Genomic DNA, 19747 nt, shown 5'->3' on the forward strand with positions numbered 1-19747 from the left:
CCACTTCGGGCCCCTCGCGGCAGGCGCGCCGGGCTGCGGGCCATCCCTACAGCCGTATCACGTGGTCGCAGGCATCGATGAGTCGGTCGTCATGCGAGACCAAGAGGATCAGGTGGTCCTTCTTGAGCTGCCCCAGGATTCCCACGAGGGAGTCGATGCTTTTCGCGTCCAGTGCGGAGCTTGGCTCGTCCATGAGCATGACCTTTGGGTCCTCGAGCAGCATCCGGATGATCGCTACCTTCTGCTTCTCGCCTCCGGACAGGCTCGCGTGCGTCCCGTCGACCATCGTGTCCAAACCCTTGGGTGACTCGTCGACAAGCCGCCCGAGCCCCAGGCGCCCGCAGAGCTCCATGACTCGCTCTCGTGGCGGCTGGACGTCGCAGAGCAAGGTCAGGTTGTCCCACAGGCTTCCCTCGATGACGCCGGGCTCCTGCTCCACGTACCCGACGAGATGCTCTCGCAGGTCGTAGTGATCCATCTCCCTCAGTTCCGCGTCGTCATAGCGGATGTCCCCTCCGTAGAAGTCGCTCCATTCGCCGCTGACGAGTTTGAGGAGGGTCGACTTCCCGCTGCCGTTGCCACCGACGAGCCCATAGAGTCCCCGCCCCGAGAAGCTCATGTCGAGGCCGCGTAGGGTCGGCTCCTCGTTTCCGGGGTAGGTGAAGCTCAGGTCATGGCAGGTGATGGCGCGGACGTCAGGGGCAGCCTTGCCCGGGCCGTTCTTCTCCAGGGGCGCGTCGGCGAGCTTGCGCAGCCGCTCGAAGCTCGCCCTGCAGCCCTGGTACTGGGTCCCGAAGTCCGAGAAGAAGCTCGCGGCCTGCGCCAGTGCGTTGAAGTACCCCACCGCCGTGGCTATGAAGCCCACCTCAAGGGCGCCCGCCGCCACCTGCTGCGCGCTGACGAGGATGACCACGGCGAGCAGAGCCGTCTTGGTGGCCTCGACGCCCCCGTCGACCGCCCCACCAAGCCGGTTCGTGCGGTAAACGCACGTCCTGGTGACCCCGTAGGCACGTTCGAGCGTCTGGGCGTAACGGTCGAAGAGGACGTGCCTCCTAATGAACGCCACGTCACTGAGCTGGTGCAGGAGCATCGACATCTCTTGGGCCTCGGCCTCCTTGAAGGCCATGCTCCTCCTGTATATCTCCTTGCTGGTGAGCGTGTACGAGAGCACGACGACCGCGGCGAGCATGGCGCAGAGGATGGCGAGCCAGGCGTTGGCGCGAAACATGAGCACGAGGACCAACACTGAGGTCGTCGCGTTCGCGAGCGCCTGGTTGCCCGTCCAAAGGAAGAAGATGGAGAGCTCCTCGGAGTCGCCGTTGACCCGCTTGGAGTAATAGCCGGCGTCGAAGTCCTTGAAGAAGTCGGCAGGGAAGCGCTGCATGCGCCGCAGGGTTCGGGAGGTGAGCGCGAAGGAGGCGTCGAAGTGCAGCTTCGTGTAGAGCATCGCGATGCCGTACTGGGCAAGTCCCGCGGCGACTCCGAGCACGGCGATCGTTGCGCTCCAAAATGCCACACGGCCCAGTCCCTCTCCGGCGACCAGGAGGTTTATCACGAAGCCCGTGAGCAGGGGGATGACAACTTCTATGGCGCTCAACAGGAGGGCGAGGGCCATGTACAGGAAGAGCCTCGCCTTGTCGTCGACCGACCTCCAGAAGTACCCGAGCATCTCTCCCATTCGCCGCCTCCTAGCATTCGTCCGGAGCAAGTCGTCCCTGGCCCAACTTTAGGTCATATTGCCCCCCCCGCACGCTAAAGGTCGAGCTGGCAACGATGCCGAGGCGTCGCACGCGGCAGCAGGGCGGGGGTCCGCGGCCGCGAGAAGGGACCCGCGGTCGCAGGAGCCTTGATGTGGGTGGTTTCGGGTCGGCTCCAGGTGAGAAAACCACCCACATCGGGGCTGTGGCGGCGACCCGACCACCCACTTCGGGCCCCTCGCGGCAGGCGCGCCGGGCCATGTGCCAGGGGGCCTTCTCGCGTTCTCGGCGTCCCGTGCGCCGCGATGGGTATAGCATCTTGCGCAACGACGTCTCGTCATCACGCACTGACCCCCGCGCAAGGAGAAGCCAGCGATGCTCATATATAACAGCCAGAACCACCGCAAGCAGGAGTTCGAGCCCCTCGAGCCCGGCAAGGTCCGCATGTACGTCTGCGGCCCCACGGTCTATGACCAGATTCACATCGGCAACGGGCGCACGTTCCTCTCGTTCGACGTGATTCGCCGCTACCTGCAGTACAAGGGCTACGAGGTCACCTTCGCCCAGAACCTGACCGACGTGGACGACAAGATCATCAACCGCGCCAACGAGCAGGGGCGCAGTGCCGCCGAGGTGGCGGAGGAGTTCAGCGCCGCCTTCATCGAGCAGATGCATCGCTTCGGCATCCTCGATCCCGACATCCGCCCCCGCGCCACGCGCGAGATCGAGGCCATGCAGGACATGATCGAGGTCCTGATCGAGAAGGGCAACGCCTACGTCGCCCCCAACGGCGACGTCTACTTCTCGGTCCGCTCCGACCACGACTACGGCGTGCTGAGCGGCCGCGAGCTCGACCAGATGCGCGCCGGCGAGCGCGTCGAGGTCAACGACATGAAGCGCGACCCCTTCGACTTCGCCCTCTGGAAGGCCGCCAAGCCCGGCGAGCCCAGCTGGCCGAGCCCCTGGGGCGAGGGTCGTCCCGGCTGGCATACCGAGTGCTGTGCCATGATTCACCGCTACCTGGGCACGCCCATCGACATCCACGGCGGTGGCGCCGACCTCGTCTTCCCCCATCACGAGAACGAGACTGCCCAGGCCATGTGCGCCTGGGGCGAGCCTCTCGCCAAGACATGGATGCATGCGGGCATGCTCCGCGTCGACGGGGAGAAGATGTCCAAGAGCCTGGGCAACTTCTACACGCTCAAGGAGGTCCTGGACAAGTATCCCGCGGACGCCGTGCGCCTGCTTATGCTCCAGACCCACTACCGTGCACCGCTCGACTTCTCGTTCGAGCGCCTCGAGGGCGCGGTGGGCACCCTGGGCCGCCTGGCCAGCTGCGTCAAGAACCTCCGCTGGGCGGCGGGCAACGCGCCCCTCGACGGAGAGCTCAACGAGCTCGACCGTAGCCTCTCGGCCGCGACCAAGGAGGCCGAGGCGGAGTTCGTGGCCCAGATGGACGACGACTTCAACACCGCCGGCGCCATGGCCGCCATCTTCGGCCTGGTGGGGTCCGCCAACCGCTACCTCGCCGAGGCTGCGGGCAACGCCTCCACGGCCGTGACCCTGCGCGCCGCCGACGCATTGAGCGAGCTCTGCGGCGTGCTGGGCATCGACCTGGCCAGGGGGGCTGCCGACGAGGGGCTTCCCGTCGAGCTCGTCGACCTCGCGCGCGAGCACGCGGGCTTCGGGGGAGACGACCCCGCCTCTGCGGCGGACGCCCTTCTCGCCGCCCGCCAGGAGGCTCGCGCGAGCAAGGACTGGGCCACCGCCGACGCCATCCGCGACGGCATCGCCGCCCTGGGCCTCGTGGTCGAGGACACCCCCGCCGGCGCGCGCCTGCGCGCCAGGGACTAGGGAAGCGCCATGGCAAAGAACCAGGCTCGCATCCCCGGCCGCGACGTTCGCGGCGGCAAGGGCAAGGGAGACTACCAGCGTGGCGGGTCGCAGGCGTCGCGCGGACGTGCCGGACAGACGCGTCCCGGAGGCCGTGGGACCGGTCGCCAGGGGCGTGTCGAGCGTCCCGAGAGGGGCGGCTCCGGCAGGTCCCAGCCCGCACGTGCCCCTCGCCCCAATGGTCAGGCGCCTCGTCCGACGGGCGACTACATCGAAGGCAGACGCGCCTGCGCCGAGGCCCTCGAGGTGGGACTCCCCCTCAAGCGCGCTCTGGTTAGCGCGGGGAGCGATGGCGCGGACCTGACCCTCGCCTCGCTCGTGGGCAGGCTCGCCGACGCCGGCGTCCCGGTCCAGACGGTTCCGCGCGCCAAACTCGACGCCATCAGCTCGCATGGTGCCCACCAGGGCATAGCCGTGCAGGTGAGACCCTATACGTATGCCAGCCTCGAGGACGTGGTCGAGGCCTCCGGCCAGGGTCCCGCCCTGGTGCTGGTGCTCGACCACGTGACCGACGAGGGCAACTTCGGCGCCATAGTCCGCTCCGCAGAGGTCGTCGGCGCCGCGGGCGTCGTCATCCCCAAGGTGCGCTCGGCTGGCGTGGGCGTGGGCGCCTACAAGACCTCCGCCGGGGCTGCCCTGCACCTGCCCATCGTACAGGTGCCCAACCTCGCCACAGCCCTCGATCGCCTCAAGGGGGCGGGCTTCTGGGTCGCGGGTGGCACCGAGCATGCCGAGCAGGACCTCTGGCACGCGCCCCTCGAGGGGAGGCTCGCCCTAGTCGTGGGCTCGGAAGGGGATGGCATCTCCCGTCTGGTACGTGAGAAGTGCGACTTCGAGTGTCGCCTGCCGCAGCGCGGGCGGGTCGAGTCGCTCAACGTGGCCCAGGCCACGACCGCCCTCTGCTACGAGTGGCTGCGACGGACCATGGCGGGAGAGGCGGATGAGTAGGCCCTCCGAGCTCCTGGTGGTCGACGGCTACAACGTCATCTTCAAGTCCAGCCGCTACATGGCCGTCGTGGACGAGACCGCAGGGGAAGGCGATCCCTTCGACCGCGCCCGCGAGCTTCTCATAGCTGACGTGGCCGCCTACGCCCAGGGGAGCTACGACGCCGTCGTGGTCTTCGACGCGGCGGGCAACGTCTCTCCCGACCGCCCCAACCTGGGCAAGGCCGGGATCCGCGTGATGTTCTCGCAGGCGGGCGAGTCTGCCGACTCCGTCATAGAGCGCCTGGTCACGGGTGCGCGCCTGCAGCCCCGCGAGGTCACGGTCATCACCTCCGACAACACAATCCGCGCCACGGTGGGCGGGATTCCCGTCACCAGGGTCTCGAGCGACGTCCTGGTGGCCAACGTCGCCCACATGAACGCGGACATCGGGCGCGAGCTCGCCGACCGCACCCATGCCAAGCTCACGCTCGAGGACCGCCTCGACGCCAGGACGCGCGCGAGGCTCGACGAGCTGCTGGGGAGGTCGTAGCCCCCTCTCGACCTGCCCTCGGCCGCGCAGGCCCACGCCGGGTCGCGCTTTCGCTATCATCTATGCGCACGCTGGTGTAGCTCAGTTGGTAGAGCCCTAGTCTTGTAAACTAGTCGTCGCCGGTTCGAGCCCGGCCACCAGCTCCACGCGCGCGCGGGCCCGCCCATTCGGACGGGCCCCCTTCATGCGTCGGGCCCGATGCGACGGGGCAAAAAAATATCTGTCCCACCACCAGTCATGCGTGCCGGAATCCCCCACAAAAATGGCTTTCGGCAAAACGTTTGTGCAGGATTCGTGCGTGAGATACGCCCGGGTGCGTGGATTAGAGCATATTCCGTTGACAACGCTTTTTTGGCGTCGTAATATCACTTCCGCTTGCAGGGGGTAACCCAGGCAGGCGGCTTGAAAATTGGAATGGGGATGTGGCACAGCGGCAACTGCGGCGGACTGTAAATCCGCTCCCTCTGGGTTCCCTGGTTCGAGTCCAGGCATCCCCACCATTCCAAGCCCGTGTAGCTCAGTCGGTAGAGCACTTCGTTGGTAACGAAGAGGTCACCGGTTCGAATCCGGTCGCGGGCTCCATTTCAAGCAGGCACCTGCCGGTGTAGCTCAGCTGGTTAGAGCACGCGGCTCATACCCGCGATGTCACTGGTTCGAATCCAGTCACCGGTACCAGAATTCTTACGGGGCTTCGGCCCCGTTTGAAGTATAAAAGCAGCAAAGGCCGTAAGGGTTGTTTCTAAAGGAGGACGGCAATGGCCAAGCAGAAGTTCGATCGTAGCAAGCCGCACGTAAACATCGGTACCATTGGTCACGTCGACCACGGCAAGACCACGCTGACCGCGGCCATCACCAAGGTCCTCTCCGAGACCGAGGGCTGCAAGGCCGACTACACCGCCTTCGAGAACATCGACAAGGCACCCGAGGAGCGCCAGCGCGGCATCACCATCTCCGTCGCCCACGTCGAGTACGAGACCTGGGAGCGCCACTACGCCCACGTCGACTGCCCCGGCCACGCCGACTACGTCAAGAACATGATCTCTGGTGCCGCCCAGATGGACGGCGCGATTCTCGTCATCGCCGCCACCGACGGCCCCATGGCCCAGACCCGCGAGCACATCCTCCTCGCCCGTCAGGTCGGCGTGCCCTACATCATCGTCTTCCTGAACAAGTGCGACATGGTCGACGACGACGAGCTCATCGACCTCGTCGAGATGGAGACCCGCGACCTCCTCTCCGAGTACGACTTCCCCGGAGACGACCTCCCCATCATCCGCGGCTCCGCGCTGGGCGCCCTCAACGGCGAGCAGAAGTGGGTCGACTCCGTGGTGGAGCTCATGCACCAGGTCGACTCCTACATCCCCACGCCCGCCCGTGACAACGAGAAGCCCTTCCTGATGGCCATCGAGGACGTCATGACCATCTCCGGCCGCGGCACCGTCGCCACCGGTCGTGTCGAGCGCGGCGAGCTCAAGCTCAACGACCAGGTCGAGATCGTCGGTATCAAGGAGACCCAGACCTCCGTCGCCACCGGCATCGAGATGTTCCGCAAGACCATGGACTTCTGCGAGGCTGGCGACAACGTGGGCATCCTGCTCCGCGGCGTCAAGCGCGAGGACATCCAGCGCGGTCAGGTCCTCTGCAAGCCCGGCTCGGTGACCCCCCACAAGAAGTTCACCGGCGAGATCTACGTCCTCACCAAGGAGGAGGGTGGCCGTCACACCCCGTTCTTCTCCGGCTATCGTCCCCAGTTCTACTTCCGCACCACTGACGTGACGGGCGACATCCAGGAGCTCACCGACGCCAACGGCGCCAAGGTCGAGATGGCCATGCCTGGCGACCACGTGACCGTCACCTGCGAGCTCATTCACCCCATCGCCATGGAGCAGGGCCTCAAGTTCGCAATCCGCGAGGGCGGCCACACCGTCGGCGACGGCCGTGTCTCCACGATCGTCGAGTAGCTAGGCCTCCTAGTCTCTAGAACGTCCTTTGGGCCCGGTGCCCTCCTCGGAGGGTGCCGGGCCCTTCTCTGTCCCTGGGCCGAGCGCCAGGCGAGAGCAGCCCCACTTTTGGTGGTTTTGTTGAGGCCAGGCGCGAAGAGCAAAATAGTTGACAGAATCGGCTGACGGATAGTAACGTATTCCATCGCGTCGCCATCGAGATAGTCTCGAAGGCGGCTGTCCTACAGGAGGATCTATGCGCACAATGGTTACCCTCGCATGCACCGAGTGCAAGCGTCGCAACTACACCACCGACAAGAACAAGTCCAACACTCCCGATCGCATGGAGTTGAAGAAGTATTGCCCGTGGTGCCACAAGCATACCCTTCACAGGGAGACTCGCTAAAATAGAGTCGACATAGGCCAGTAGCTCCAATGGTAGAGCGGCGGTCTCCAAAACCGTTTGTTGAGGGTTCGAGTCCTTCCTGGCCTGCCAGCTAACACCACCGGCTTTCCTCCTCGGAGGTTAGCCGGTTTCTATGAGAAGGGGCATTTGCCCCAGAGGGGTTTGAGGATGGCAAAGAAAGAGCGTCAGAAGAGGAGCGCACGCCAGGCACGCCAGCAGGAGCGTGCCGAGCGCGAGGCCGCAAGGGCCTCGGCCTCCGCCGAGGATGCCAAGTCGACTTCCAAGAAGTCCGGCCAGTCCTCCAACCTGTCTTCGTCCAAGGCGTCGAAGCCGGCCAAGGCCAAGAAGAGGTCCAGGCTCCGGAGCTACCTCTCTGACGTCAAGACCGAGATGCGCCGCGTCGTGTGGCCGAGCAAGCCCGAGCTCAAGAGCTACTCCGTCGCGGTCATCGTGATGCTGATCGTCTTCGGCATCCTGGTCTGGCTCGTGGACACCGGCTTCGTCGCCCTTCTCGTCGGCTTCACCGGACTGAGGGGGTAGGGCATGGCTAAGCGCTGGTACGTCGTTCACACCTATTCGGGCTACGAGAACAAGGTCAAGACCGACCTCGAGCACCGCATCGAGACCTACGGCCTCGAGGACCAGATCGTCGACATCCAGATTCCCACCGAGCAGGTGACCGAAATCAAGGACGGCGGCAAGAGGGAGACCAAGGAGAACAAGGTCTTCCCCGGCTATGTCCTCGTCCGCATGGAGGTGGACGACAACTCCTGGGCCGTCGTCCGCAACACCCCCGGCGTCACGGGCTTCGTCGGCATCGACGGCAAGCCCACGCCCCTGCGTCGCAGCGAGTTCAACAAGATCATGCGCCGCACCAACCCGCGCGGCGCGCAGGAGGTCCCGAAGCACACCACCACGAACCTCGAGCCCGGCATGGCCGTCAAGGTCGTCAACGGCCCGCTCGCAGACTTCGACGGACAGGTGGCCGAGGTCATGCCCGAGGCCGGCAAGGTCAAGGTCATGCTCGCGATCTTTGGCCGCGAGACCTCCGTCGAGCTCACCCTGGACCAGGTCGTCACCATCGCCTAGATTTCCCTTCGACCCCGGTATCGGTGAGGATTGCTTCTCGGGGCCGGAACTAGATATGCCGCACGCACACGTCGAACGCAGGAGACAGAGATGCCCAAGAAGAAGGTCACTCGCTTCATCAAGCTTCAGATTCCCGCCGGCCAGGCCAACCCCGCGCCTCCGGTAGGCCCCGCCCTCAGTGCCGCCCAGGTCAACATCATGCAGTTCTGCCAGGCCTTCAACGCGGCCACGCAGGACAAGGCCGGAGACATCATCCCCGTCGAGATCACCGTCTACGAGGACCGCTCCTTCGACTTCGTGACCAAGACCCCTCCCGCGGCCCAGCTCATCAAGAAGGAGCTCAAGCTCAAGAGCGGCTCCGGCGTCCCCCAGCGCGACAAGGTCGGTCAGCTCACCCAGGAGCAGCTCACCAAGATCGCCGAGATCAAGATGCCCGACCTCAACGCCAACGACATCGAGGCCGCCAAGGCCATCGTCGCCGGTACCGCCCGCTCCATGGGCGTCACCATCGCCGAGTAGCACGGGCTACCTGGCAACTACCACGTGGGAGGGCTCGCGCCCGCTTGACCACATAGGAGGAAAGCATGCCTAAGCACGGAAAGAACTACACGGGAGCCGCCGCCAAGGTCGAGGCCGGCAAGGCCTACGGCCCCAAGGAGGCCATGGCCCTCGTCAAGGAGCTCTCGACTGCCAAGTTCGACGAGACCGTCGAGGTCGCCGTCCGCCTGGGTGTCGACACCCGCAAGGCCGACCAGAACGTCCGCGGCTCCATCTCGCTGCCCAACGGCACGGGCAAGGACGTGCGCGTTGCCGTCTTCGCGGAGGGCGAGAAGGCGCGCGAGGCCGAGGCCGCCGGCGCAGACATCGTCGGCTCCGACGAGCTCGTCGCCGACATCCAGGCCGGCAACATCAATTTCGACGCAGTCATCGCCACGCCCAACCTCATGGGCAAGGTCGGTCGCCTGGGCCGCATCCTCGGCCCCCGCGGCCTGATGCCCAACCCCAAGCTGGGCACCGTGACCATGGACGTCGAGAAGATGGTCAAGGAGCTCAAGGCAGGCCGTGTCGAGTACCGCGCCGACCGCTACGGCATCTGCCACGTCCCCATGGGCAAGGTGTCCTTTACCGCCGAGGCGTTGGCCGAGAACTACGGGGCCCTGTACTCCGAGCTTCTCCGCGTCAAGCCCTCCACCGCCAAGGGTCGCTACGTCAAGAGCGTCGTCGTGTCCTCCACGATGGGCCCCGGCGTGAGGGTCGACTCCTCCGTCACGCGCGACTTCACCGCGTAGGTCGAGGCAAAGCCTGATTTGACGAAGCCCCATGGCAGCGGCCATGGGGCTTTCTTGTGAAGAGGGCCGTGCGGCACAGGTGAGCTTGACAGCCCGATTCTTGGGTGCAAGAATCTACAATGCTCGAAAGAGCAAACCATACATCGCACGTCCGCTGCCAAAGACAGTCGGTGCCGCAAGGCTCAAAGGGGAGACCCGCCTGCCGAGGTGGTCTAAAGAAACGTCTTCTTGGACCCCGCTTTGGCCGCGCGCCTAGCGGGGTCTTTCGCGTGAAGGCCCGCCCGTGTCGGCGGCTCGTGCCCTAGCGCGTTCCAAGGAGGTGTATTCAATGCCAGCACAGTCCAAGATCAACATGCTCGAGAAGGTCAACAAGTCTATCGAGGCGTCGAAGGGCGTCTTCTTCATCGACTATCGCGGCCTCTCAGTCAAGGAGACCCAGGAGCTGCGTCGCGCCCTGCGCGAGGCCGGTGCCACGATGAAGGTCTACAAGAACAGCATCGTGAACATCGCCCTCAAGGAGGCCGGCCTGCCCGACGTGAGCGAGAAGCTCGTCGGCACCTGCGCCTACGTCTTCTACGAGAACGACCCCGTCGATGCCGCAAAGGTCATCAAGAAGGAGGCCGAGGCACTCAAGAAGATCGAGTGGATCGGCGCCATCGCAGATGGCAAGGCGCTCGACGCCGACGAGGCCAAGGCCTACTCCGAGCTCGCCTCCCGCGAGGAGCTCATGGCCAAGCTCGTCTACGTGGTCGCCAGCCCGCTTTCGGGCATCGCCCAGGTTTGCGCCGGTCCCGCCCGTGGCCTCGCCACTGCGCTCCAGGCCGTCGTCGACCAGAAGAACGCCGCGTAAGCCCCATCGCACCAAGCAAAGGTCGCAGGGCACGCCCGTGCCCTCACACAAAGGAGAATTGACATGGCTGTCACCAAGGATGAGATCATCGAGGCCCTCAAGGAGATGCCCGCCCTCGAGCTTTCCGAGCTGGTTCACGAGCTGGAGGACGTCTTCGGCGTCTCCGCCGCCGCTCCCGTCGCCGTCGCCGCCGCCGCTCCCGCGGCTGCCGCCGAGGAGGAGGAGAAGACCAACTTCGACGTCGAGCTGACCTCCTTCGGCTCCAACAAGATCGCCGTCATCAAGGTCGTCCGCGCCCTCACCTCCCTTGGCCTGAAGGAGGCCAAGGAGGCCGTCGAGGGTGCCCCCAAGGTGCTCCTCGAGGGTGCCAAGAAGGAGGACGCCGAGGCCGCCAAGAAGCAGCTCGAGGAGGCCGGCGCCACCGTCACCCTGAAGTAACTGGGGTCTTGACACGCTAGCTCAGCGACTCAGGTCGCTCGGGGTCCGGGCATATGCCCGGACCCTTTTTCGTCCGAAGCGGGCGTCGCCCGTCCGCCACAACAGCGCGCGTGGACAATCTTTGCCGGCTGGCTGGGGCATCAACTGACGAAAGCGACGGAATGGAGAACGTCTCCGTGTCGGAATCACCCGTTTTCTCGCCTGACGTATTCTTTCGTAACGCCGATGGCGCGAAAGTCCCAACGAGCCACCGGCAAGGAACGCGCGGCGAGCGGTTTCCTGGGGAAACCCGCCGAGAGCCGTTCCGTACGAGGCTCCCGCGAGTGAAAGCCTCTGGAGCAGACGAGAAAAGAACGTCGCTACCCTCTCGAGGCACAGACGGAGCCCCGTTCTTGCGCTCGTTCTTGTGCCTGTGGACAGAATCGCTCCCTCTAGGCGAGAAGACCGTCCACACCCACAAGATCGGGCAAGCCAACTCCAGGAGCCTCTCACGTCCCATCACAGCCGCTCCACAATTGCCGTGGCAAAACCGCAGGTAGTCGGAGCGTGGTTCTCCCATACAAAATAATGACGAATATGTCAAGGCTTTTCATTGACCAAATGGCAGCCCTTAGGTACTTTATTAGATTGCGACAACTGCCGCTATTTAACCGTTGAAGGAGGAAGTGCCTGGTGCCTACCGCAAAGTCTTCCCAAGCCGCACAGGCGGATCAGCGCGAGCGCATGAGCTTTAGCAAGATCCCCAGCGCTATGGAGCTGCCAAACCTCATCTCCGTGCAGAAGGAGTCGTTCGAGCGCTTTATGGGCGAGGGTCTCGCCGAGTCCTTTGCCGAGTTCTCTCCCATCGAGAACTCCGCGAAGACCATGGAGGTCTCCTTTGGTGACCACCAGTTCGGCGATGCCCCCAACAGCATGGCCGAGTGCCGCGCCAAGGACATCTCGTACCAGGCGCCCCTCTTCGTCGACGTGCGCTTCGTCAACAAGGAGACCGGCGAGATCAAGGAGCAGCTCGTCTTCATGGGCGACTTCCCGCTCATGACCGACCGCGGCACCTTCATCATCAACGGCACCGAGCGTGTCGTCGTCTCGCAGCTCGTGCGCTCGCCCGGCGTCTACTTCTCGTCCGAGCTGGACAACGGCGTCCAGGTGCATCACGTGCAGTTCATTCCCGCGCGCGGCGCTTGGCTCGAGTTCGAGATTGACAAGCACGGCCACCTCGTGGTCTCCATCGACCGCAAGCGCCGGCAGAGCGCCACGGTCCTCCTGCGCGCCCTGGGCATCGCCGAGTCCGACGACGAGATCATGAACCTCCTGGGCGACTCCGAGGTCGTCCGCTCCACCCTCGAGCGTGACGTCGCGACCACCCGCGACGACGCGCTGATCGAGATCTACCGCCGCCAGCGCCCCGGCGAGCCCCCCACCGTGGACTCCGCCCGCTCGCTGCTCGACAGTCTGTACTTCAACAACCAGCGCTACGACCTCGCGCGCGTGGGCCGCTACAAGATCAACAAGAAGCTCGGCCTCGAGATCGACGCCCAGCAGAAGGTCATCACCAGCGAGGACATCGTCAGCGCCCTACGCTACCTCCTCGCGCTGCACGAGGGTGACCCCACCAAGAAGCTGGACGACATCGACCACTTCGGCAACCGTCGCGTCCGCACCGTGGGCGAGCTGGTACAGAACCAGTTCCGCATCGGCATGAGCCGCATGGAGCGCGTCATCCGCGAGCGCATGGCCTCCCAGGACGCTGACGACATCACGCCCCAGTCGCTAATCAACATCCGCCCCATTGTCGCGGCCATCAAGGAGTTCTACGGCTCCTCCCAGCTGTCGCAGTTCATGGACCAGTCTAACCCCCTGGCCGGGCTCACCCACAAGAGGCGCCTCTCGGCCCTCGGCCCCGGCGGCCTCGCCGGCCACAAGTCCGGCTCCAGCCGCCGCACCAACGTGCCCACGGCCGTCCGCGACGTCCACAACTCGCACTACGCGCGCATGTGCCCCATCGAGACCCCCGAGGGCCCCAACATCGGCCTCATCGGCTCGCTGGCCCTCTTCGCCCACGTCAACGAGTACGGCTTCATCGAGTCGCCCTACCGCCGCGTCGTTGACGGAAAGGTGACCGACGAGGTCGACTGGATGACTGCCGACGAGGAGGAGCTCCACAACATCGCCCCCGCCGACGTGCCCGTGGACCCCAAGACAGGCAAGTTCGTGGCCGTCGACTCCAAGGGCAACATCTACGCGCCCGAGACCGTCGTCGCGCGCACCCGCAACTTCGACGGCTCCTTCGGCGCGCCCGCCCAGATTGAGGTCTCGGCCGTCGACTACATGGACGTGTCGCCTCGCCAGATGCTCTCCGTCGCTGCCAACCTCATCCCCTTCCTCGAGCATGACGACGCCAAGCGAACCCTGATGGGTGCCAACATGCAGCGCCAGGCCGTGCCCCTGATCACCTGCAACGCCCCCCTCGTCGGCACCGGCCTCGAGGCCCGCGCCGCGCTCGACTCCGGCGAGCTCATCAGCGCCTCCCACGAGGGCGTCGTCACCGAGGTCGACGCCGCCCACGTGGTGGTCAACACCGAGAGGGGCCCCGAGCGCTACGACCTCCCCAAGTACCAGCGCTCCAACCAGAGCACCTGCAGCAACCACCGCCCGGTGGTCAAGGTGGGCCAGCACGTCGCCCAGGGCGAGCCCCTGACCGACGGCCCCTCCGTCGACCACGGCGAGCTTGCCCTCGGCGCCAACCTCACCGTGGCCTACATGCCGTGGGAGGGCTACAACTACGAGGACGGCATCATCGTCTCCGAGCGCGTCGTCCGCGACGACCTGCTGACCTCCGTCAACATCTCGCGCCACGAGATCGACGCCCGCGACACCAAGCTCGGTCCCGAGGAGATCACCCGCGAGGTCCCCAACCAGTCCGAGGAGATGCTCGCCAACCTAGACGATGACGGCATCATCCGCATTGGCGCCGAGGTCGGCCCCGGTGACATCCTGGTGGGCAAGGTCACCCCCAAGGGCGAGACGGCCCTCACCGCCGAGGAGAGGCTGCTCCGCGCCATCTTCGGCGCCAAGGCACACGACGTCCGCGACACCTCCCTCAAGATGCCCCACGGCGCCTATGGCCGCGTCGTCGACGTGGTGCGCTTCAGCCGCGAGGCGGGCGACGACCTCCCGCCAGGAGTCAACGAGCTCGTCCGCGTCTTCGTCGCCCAGCGCCGCAAGATCCAGCAGGGCGACAAGATTGCCGGCCGCCACGGCAACAAGGGCGTCGTCTGCAACGTCCTGCCCGTGGAGGACATGCCCTACATGACTGACGGCACCCCCGTCGACGTGCTCCTCGACCCCCTGGGCGTCCCCTCTCGTATGAACGTCGGCCAGCTGCTCGAGTGCCACCTCGGCTGGGCCGCCGCCCACGGCTGGGACACCGAGGACCCCGACTCGAAGAGGGTCGTCGAGGGCAACATGCGCGTCGCCACGCCCGTATTCGACGGCGCGACCGACGTCGAGGTCGCCGAGGCCCTGCGCCGCACCAACATCAACCTGGTCAACAAGGCCATGCGCGAGTACGGCAAGCACATGGACATAGACTTCGTCCCCCAGCTCAACGAGAAGGGCAAGACGACGCTCTACGACGGTCGCACCGGCGAGGCCTTCAAGAGCCCCATCACCGTGGGCACCTCCTACATCCTCAAGCTGGGCCACATGGTCGACGACAAGATCCACGCGCGCTCGACCGGCCCGTACTCCCTGGTCACCCAGCAGCCGCTGGGCGGCAAGGCCCAGTTCGGCGGCCAGCGCTTCGGCGAGATGGAGGTGTGGGCGCTCTATGCCTACGGCGCCTCCAACGTGCTGCACGAGCTCATGACCGTGAAGTCCGACGACACCAACGGCCGCGTCAAGACCTACGAGTCCATCGTCAAGGGCGAGAACGTCCCCAATCCGGACATCCCCGAGTCCTTCAAGGTCCTCGTCAAGGAGATTCGCTCCTTGGCCCTGGACATCGAGCCGATCACCTACAAGAAGGTCGGCGAGGACGAGGCCGGCGCGCAGGACGAAGCGACCGTCAGCCCCGTGGACGTCTTCGCGGGCGCCGAGAGCGCCGACGACCTGATCGGCGGCCTCTCCGCCGACCTCGACAAGGGCGAGGACGCGCTTGTCGGCGACATCACCAACGATAAGGAGTAGCGAACGTGGCAGATTTCGATACCACCGATTTCGACGCTATAAAGATCTCGCTCGCCTCCGCCGACGAGATTCGCAGCTGGTCGCACGGCGAGGTCAAGAAGCCCGAGACCATCAACTACCGCACCCTCAAGCCCGAGAAGGACGGCCTCTTCTGCGAGAAGATCTTCGGTCCCACCAAGGACTGGGAGTGCGCCTGCGGCAAGTACAAGGGCATCCGCTTCAAGGGCATCGTCTGCGAGCGCTGCGGCGTCGAGGTCACCAGCGCCAAGGTGCGACGCGAGCGCATGGGCCACATCGAGCTCGCCGCTCCCGTGAGCCACATCTGGTACTTCAAGAGTCCCACGAGCTTCCCCCTGGCCCGCCTGCTCGACATCAAGAGCAAGGACCTGGAGAAGATCCTGTACTTCGCGAGCTACGTCATCACCTCCATCGACGCCGAGGCCCGCGAGGCCGACGCCGACGAGCTGAAGGAGGAGCTGGCAGCGGACCTCGAGGAGCTCGACGCCGAGCGCGACGACGAGATAGAGCGCCTGAAGGCCCAGGGCGAGCCCTCCGAGGACGAGTTCAGCGACATCGAGCCGCTCTCGGCCGACGAGGTCCGCGCGGGCATCGCCGACCTCGAGGAGGAGTACGAGGAGGAGAAGCAGCTCCGTCGCGACGCCTACGAGCGCTTCATGCAGCTCCAGGAGCGCGAGCTCATCTCCGACGAGGGTCTCTTCACCGAGATGAAGCGCTACTACTCCATCTACTTCAAGGGCGGCATGGGCGCCGAGGCCGTGCGTGAGCTCCTGCGCTCCATCGACCTGCCCAAGGAGGCCGAGGAGCTGCGCGCCATCGTCGCCTCTCCCGACTCCCAGAAGCAGAAGAAGGAGAAGGCCGTCAAGCGCCTGGAGGTGGTCGACGCCTTCCTCAAGGGCAACAACGACCCCGCCAACATGATCCTGGACGTCGTGCCCGTGATTCCGCCCGACCTGCGCCCCATGGTGCAGCTCGACGGCGGCCGCTTTGCCGCGTCCGACCTCAACGACCTCTACCGTCGCGTCATCAACCGCAACAACCGCCTCAAGCGCCTGCTCGACCTCGACGCCCCGGCGATCATCGTAAACAACGAGAAGCGCATGCTCCAGGAGTCCGTGGACGCGCTCTTCGACAACGGCCGCCGCGGCCGTCCCGTCACCGGCCGTGGCGGGCGTCCGCTGAAGTCGCTCGCCGAGGCGCTCAAGGGCAAGCAGGGCCGCTTCCGCCAGAACCTGCTGGGCAAGCGCGTCGACTACTCCGGCCGCTCGGTCATCGTCGTCGACCCGCACCTCAAGCTGCATCAGTGCGGCCTGCCCTCCACCATGGCTCTCGAGCTCTTCAAGCCCTTCGTGATGCGTCGTTTGGTCGAGCTGGGCAAGGTCGAGAACATCAAGGGCGCCAAGCGCGCCATCGACCGCAGCGCCCCGGCCGTCTGGGACGTCCTGGACGAGGTCATCAAGGGTCGCCTGGTGCTGCTCAACCGCGCGCCGACCCTGCACCGCCTCTCCATCCAGGCCTTCGAGCCCGTGCTGGTCGAGGGCAAGGCCATCCACCTGCACCCGCTCGTCTGCGCTCCCTTCAACGCGGACTTCGACGGCGACCAGATGTCGGTCCACGTGCCCCTCTCCACCGAGGCGCAGACCGAGGCCCGCGTGCTCATGCTCTCGAGCAACAACCTGCGCTCGCCCGCGTCGGGCAAGGTCCTCACCGTCCCCTCGCAGGACATGGTCTTCGGCGTGTACTTCCTCACCACCCAGAAGGACGGCGTCGAGGGAGAGGGGCGCGTCTTCGCCGACTTCGACGACGCCATGAATGCCTACGACTGCCGCGACAGGGTGGACATCCAGGCCAAGGTCACGGTGCGCGTCTCCTCGGAGGACGCCAACGTGGTCGAGGGCGACAGGAGGGTCTTCCGCGTCATGGAGGGTCGTGGCCAGTTCCAGGACTACGACGTCACCGAGCGTCCCGTGCGCATCGAGACCTCCGTCGGCCGCGTAATCTTCAACCGGCAGTGCCTGCCCGCGGACTACCCCTTCATCAACTTCAAGATGTCCAAGGGTGATATCTCGGCGCTCGTCAACGACTGCTGCGACCGCTACAGCACCGCCGAGGTCGAGCCCATCCTGGACGCCATCAAGCACAGTGGCTTCCACTACGCGACCCGCGCCGGCCTGACCATCTCGGTCTGGGACGCCGCGATTCCCGATGACAAGCCCGAGCTGCTCGAGGACGCGCAGGCCAAGGTCGACCAGATCAACGAGTACTACGAGGACGGCTTCCTCTCCGAGCGCGAGCGCCACGCCGAGGTCATCAACGCCTGGACCGAATGCACCGAGACCCTGGGCACCAAGATGCTCGAGGGCTTCGCCGAGGACAACCCCATCTACATGATGGCCGACTCCGGCGCCCGAGGCTCCAAGACGCAGCTCAGGCAGCTCGCGGGCATGCGAGGCCTCATGGCCGACATGTCTGGTGACACCATCGACCTGCCCATCAAGGCCAACTTCCGCGAGGGCCTGGAGCCGCTCGAGTACTTCATCTCGACCTACGGCGCCCGCAAGGGCCTGGTCGACACGGCGTCCCACACCTCCGACTCCGGCTACCTGACCCGTCGTCTGGTCGACGTCGCGCAGGACGTCATCGTGCGCGAGGAAGACTGCGGCACCGACGAGGCCGTCACCTACGACCTCGTCAAGCCGGGCGAGACAGACGTCGACACCGACCTGATCGGCCGCTGCGCGCTCGAGGACATCGTCAACCCCCAGACCGGCGAGGTCATCGTCGCGAGGGACGGCTACGTTGAGTCCAAGGCCGACCTGGAGGCCATGGTCGAGGCCGGTCTGAAGAAGGTCCAGCTCCGCGCCCTTCTGACCTGCAAGTCCAAGTACGGCGTCTGCCAGAAGTGCTATGGCTGGGACCTCTCGACCCGCAGGCCCGTCAACATTGGCACCTCCGTGGGCATCATCGCCGCACAGTCCATCGGCGAGCCCGGCACGCAGCTGACCATGCGTACGATCCACTCCGGCGGCGTCGCCGGTGCGGACGACATCACGCAGGGCCTGCCCACCGTCGCTCGCATGTTCGACGTCGTCGGCAACGTCAACGAGAAGATCCTGGGCCGCGAGGCCGACCTGGCGCCCTACACCGGCACGCTCCAGATCACTCCCGAGCAAACCGAGTACCAGCTGCGCATCCTCGACACCGAGGACCCCAGCCGCATCCTGGCCGAGTGGAGGGTCCCCGCGTCCGTCCGCTTCATGCCGGGCGTCGAGGACGGTGCCGAGGTCCGCGCCGGCGACCAGGTGACCCGCGGCTTCGTCAACTTCCGCAAGCTGCGCAAGCTCACCGACATCGAGTCGACGATGCACACCTTCGTCAAGTCGGTCAAGGACGTCTACACCTCCCAGGGCGTCGACCTGAACGACAAGCATATCGAGGTCATCGCGCGTCAGATGCTGCGTCGCGTCCAGGTCACCAACCCCGGCGACTCGACCTACCTGCTGGGCCAGTACGTCGACCGCTACGTCTTCGCCAACACGGTGCGCAACATCGCCCTCGCGGGCGGCACGCCCCCCGAGGCCGAGCCGGTCATCCTGGGCACCCTCAAGGTGGCCAGCTCCATCGACTCCTGGCTGTCGAGCGCGTCGTTCATCCGCACCGCCGGCGTCCTCACCGAGAGCGCCATCAAGGGCGAGGTCGACCACCTGCTGGACCTCAAGTCCAACGTCATCGTGGGCAAGAAGATTCCCGCAGGCACCGGCCTCAAGGCGTACGGCGACGTCAAGCTCACCTACCACGGCCAGGTCATCGACGGCCCCACCTCGCCCATGGCGAAGAGCCTGCCCGACTGGGCTCCCGAGAAGCTCAAGGGTATCGAGGACCAGCTGCCCAAGCAGCTCGACTGGATCGGCGACGACTACGGCTTCGGCGGCGTCTACTCCAAGAACGGCCGCACCCTCTCCAGCGAGGACGCCAAGCTCTACCTCTTCGACGACCTCGGGGTGTCGCAGCGCTGGACCAACAAGTTCAGCGAGGTCGGCATCGAGACCGTGGGTGACCTCATCGGAAAGACCGAGGACGACCTCCTGCGCATCGACGGCATCGGCGCCAAGGCGATCGAGGAGCTCCGTGACGGCCTCGAGGCCCGCAACCTCCTCTACATCCTCGAGCCCGACGAGGACGAGGCGGACAGCGAGGACCTCTCGCAACTGCTCAACATGGTGTTCTCGCCTGATGCCGACAACGACATCATGCTGGGCACCGCGGCTCCCGCGAAGCACAGCTTCGACGACGAGCTCATCGGTGGCAGCAGCGAGACCTCTGACGACGAGGGCGACCAGGTCATCAACGAGGACCTTGGCTCCCTGCACGACCTGCTCTCGCAGGTGGAGCAGAGCGAGGACGGCGACGAGGAGTAGCTCTCGTCCGGATGCTTGGCGCGGGGCCCGTCACGAGAGTGGCG

At 65.6% G+C, this 19747-nt stretch carries 14 protein-coding genes and 5 tRNA genes; 18 read left to right on the forward strand and 1 reads right to left on the reverse strand.

What is annotated here, in order from left to right; genetic code table 11:
- Nucleotides 1-46 precede the first annotated feature (46 nt).
- A complete protein-coding gene (locus tag HMPREF1868_RS08025; RefSeq protein WP_009278391.1) occupies nucleotides 47-1678 on the reverse strand; it encodes an ABC transporter ATP-binding protein in 1632 nt (543 codons plus the stop codon).
- Nucleotides 1679-2072: 394 nt separating this feature from the next.
- Between HMPREF1868_RS08025 and cysS the strand changes: the two genes are divergently transcribed.
- From cysS to HMPREF1868_RS08115, 18 genes are all read left to right on the forward strand, one after another.
- Nucleotides 2073-3551: a cysteine--tRNA ligase gene (gene cysS / locus HMPREF1868_RS08030; RefSeq protein WP_062531611.1), complete on the forward strand. Its 1479-nt coding sequence runs from the start codon at nucleotides 2073-2075 to the stop codon at nucleotides 3549-3551.
- Nucleotides 3552-3560: 9 nt separating this feature from the next.
- Nucleotides 3561-4538: a 23S rRNA (guanosine(2251)-2'-O)-methyltransferase RlmB gene (gene rlmB, locus HMPREF1868_RS08035; protein WP_082719592.1), complete on the forward strand. Its 978-nt coding sequence runs from the start codon at nucleotides 3561-3563 to the stop codon at nucleotides 4536-4538.
- Nucleotides 4531-5067, forward strand: coding sequence for an NYN domain-containing protein (locus tag HMPREF1868_RS08040; protein WP_062531612.1), 537 nt, complete (start codon nucleotides 4531-4533; stop codon nucleotides 5065-5067). The genes rlmB and HMPREF1868_RS08040 overlap by 8 nt, the downstream gene beginning before the upstream one ends.
- A gap of 70 nt (nucleotides 5068-5137) precedes the next feature.
- Nucleotides 5138-5213, forward strand: a tRNA-Thr gene (locus HMPREF1868_RS08045).
- A gap of 270 nt (nucleotides 5214-5483) precedes the next feature.
- Nucleotides 5484-5567, forward strand: a tRNA-Tyr gene (locus tag HMPREF1868_RS08050).
- A 6-nt stretch (nucleotides 5568-5573) separates the two neighbouring features.
- Nucleotides 5574-5649: transfer RNA gene (locus HMPREF1868_RS08055), tRNA-Thr, on the forward strand.
- A 16-nt stretch (nucleotides 5650-5665) separates the two neighbouring features.
- Nucleotides 5666-5742 (forward strand) — tRNA-Met (locus tag HMPREF1868_RS08060).
- Nucleotides 5743-5822: 80 nt separating this feature from the next.
- Entirely contained in the window at nucleotides 5823-7028 is a 1206-nt protein-coding gene (gene tuf, locus HMPREF1868_RS08065) for an elongation factor Tu (protein WP_009278395.1), read from the forward strand.
- Nucleotides 7029-7263: 235 nt separating this feature from the next.
- On the forward strand, nucleotides 7264-7413 hold the full coding sequence (rpmG, locus tag HMPREF1868_RS08070; RefSeq protein WP_009278396.1) for a 50S ribosomal protein L33: 150 nt from the start codon (nucleotides 7264-7266) through the stop codon (nucleotides 7411-7413).
- A gap of 14 nt (nucleotides 7414-7427) precedes the next feature.
- Nucleotides 7428-7503, forward strand: a tRNA-Trp gene (locus HMPREF1868_RS08075).
- Nucleotides 7504-7581: 78 nt separating this feature from the next.
- Entirely contained in the window at nucleotides 7582-7953 is a 372-nt protein-coding gene (gene secE / locus HMPREF1868_RS08080; RefSeq protein WP_062531613.1) for a preprotein translocase subunit SecE, read from the forward strand.
- Between the two features lie 3 nt (nucleotides 7954-7956).
- Complete coding sequence (gene nusG / locus HMPREF1868_RS08085) at nucleotides 7957-8502, forward strand: transcription termination/antitermination protein NusG (RefSeq protein ID WP_009278398.1); 546 nt, start codon at nucleotides 7957-7959, stop codon at nucleotides 8500-8502.
- Between the two features lie 90 nt (nucleotides 8503-8592).
- A complete protein-coding gene (gene rplK, locus HMPREF1868_RS08090; RefSeq protein ID WP_062531614.1) occupies nucleotides 8593-9021 on the forward strand; it encodes a 50S ribosomal protein L11 in 429 nt (142 codons plus the stop codon).
- A gap of 65 nt (nucleotides 9022-9086) precedes the next feature.
- Complete coding sequence (gene rplA, locus HMPREF1868_RS08095; protein WP_009278400.1) at nucleotides 9087-9791, forward strand: 50S ribosomal protein L1; 705 nt, start codon at nucleotides 9087-9089, stop codon at nucleotides 9789-9791.
- 328 nt (nucleotides 9792-10119) lie between these two features.
- Nucleotides 10120-10641, forward strand: coding sequence for a 50S ribosomal protein L10 (gene rplJ / locus HMPREF1868_RS08100; RefSeq protein ID WP_009278401.1), 522 nt, complete (start codon nucleotides 10120-10122; stop codon nucleotides 10639-10641).
- Between the two features lie 63 nt (nucleotides 10642-10704).
- Entirely contained in the window at nucleotides 10705-11079 is a 375-nt protein-coding gene (gene rplL, locus HMPREF1868_RS08105) for a 50S ribosomal protein L7/L12 (protein WP_009278402.1), read from the forward strand.
- 672 nt (nucleotides 11080-11751) lie between these two features.
- On the forward strand, nucleotides 11752-15267 hold the full coding sequence (locus tag HMPREF1868_RS08110) for a DNA-directed RNA polymerase subunit beta (RefSeq protein WP_009278403.1): 3516 nt from the start codon (nucleotides 11752-11754) through the stop codon (nucleotides 15265-15267).
- 5 nt (nucleotides 15268-15272) lie between these two features.
- Nucleotides 15273-19703, forward strand: coding sequence for a DNA-directed RNA polymerase subunit beta' (locus HMPREF1868_RS08115; protein WP_062531615.1), 4431 nt, complete (start codon nucleotides 15273-15275; stop codon nucleotides 19701-19703).
- Nucleotides 19704-19747: the final 44 nt, after the last annotated feature.

It is taken from the genome of Olsenella sp. DNF00959, from assembly GCF_001553055.1.
GTDB classification, from domain to species: Bacteria; Actinomycetota; Coriobacteriia; order Coriobacteriales; family Atopobiaceae; genus Olsenella_I; species Olsenella_I phocaeensis.

Bases quoted from the DNA above. Each gene is read 5' to 3' on its own strand.
- rplJ (WP_009278401.1), top strand. From the start codon at position 10,120: ATGCCAGCACAGTCCAAGATCAACATGCTCGAGAAGGTCAACAAGTCT.
- rpmG (WP_009278396.1), top strand. From the start codon at position 7,264: ATGCGCACAATGGTTACCCTCGCATGCACCGAGTGCAAGCGTCGCAAC.
- secE (WP_062531613.1), top strand. From the start codon at position 7,582: ATGGCAAAGAAAGAGCGTCAGAAGAGGAGCGCACGCCAGGCACGCCAG.
- rplK (WP_062531614.1), top strand. From the start codon at position 8,593: ATGCCCAAGAAGAAGGTCACTCGCTTCATCAAGCTTCAGATTCCCGCC.
- cysS (WP_062531611.1), top strand. From the start codon at position 2,073: ATGCTCATATATAACAGCCAGAACCACCGCAAGCAGGAGTTCGAGCCC.
- HMPREF1868_RS08025 (WP_009278391.1), bottom strand. From the start codon at position 1,678: ATGGGAGAGATGCTCGGGTACTTCTGGAGGTCGGTCGACGACAAGGCG.
- rplA (WP_009278400.1), top strand. From the start codon at position 9,087: ATGCCTAAGCACGGAAAGAACTACACGGGAGCCGCCGCCAAGGTCGAG.
- nusG (WP_009278398.1), top strand. From the start codon at position 7,957: ATGGCTAAGCGCTGGTACGTCGTTCACACCTATTCGGGCTACGAGAAC.
- HMPREF1868_RS08040 (WP_062531612.1), top strand. From the start codon at position 4,531: ATGAGTAGGCCCTCCGAGCTCCTGGTGGTCGACGGCTACAACGTCATC.
- tuf (WP_009278395.1), top strand. From the start codon at position 5,823: ATGGCCAAGCAGAAGTTCGATCGTAGCAAGCCGCACGTAAACATCGGT.
- rlmB (WP_082719592.1), top strand. From the start codon at position 3,561: ATGGCAAAGAACCAGGCTCGCATCCCCGGCCGCGACGTTCGCGGCGGC.
- rplL (WP_009278402.1), top strand. From the start codon at position 10,705: ATGGCTGTCACCAAGGATGAGATCATCGAGGCCCTCAAGGAGATGCCC.